The sequence below is a fragment of the Oleiphilus sp. HI0128 genome, from assembly GCF_001635365.1.
In genome coordinates, this window is record NZ_LWGG01001442.1 from 1 (window position 1) to 289 (window position 289).

Here is a 289-nt window from a genome sequence, read left to right on the forward strand (position 1 = left end):
AAAGAATAAACTGTTTGGTTTCGTAATAATCGTATCAGCCTTATTTATGTCAGGGTGCGCAACGAACCTGTTTCCAGGAGGCCCAACCCCAGCTGGTGTAATTATCACTAATGTGAAAGGCCCTGCTCAAAACTTAACCGTAGCAACCGATAAAGATGCACAGAGTTCAAAAATGGGCTCAGCGAGTGTATCTGCAATTGCTGGTTTATTTGCATTTGGCGATGCAAGTATAGATACAGCCATGAAAGAAGCCGGCATCACAAAGGTACATCACGTAGATCATCAAGTT

At 42.9% G+C, this 289-nt stretch carries 1 protein-coding gene; it reads left to right on the top strand.

Going from position 1 to position 289, the window contains the following annotated elements; genetic code table 11:
• The coding region (locus tag A3763_RS23825; protein ID WP_068760632.1) for a TRL domain-containing protein at positions 1–289 on the top strand (289 nt) is incomplete at both ends.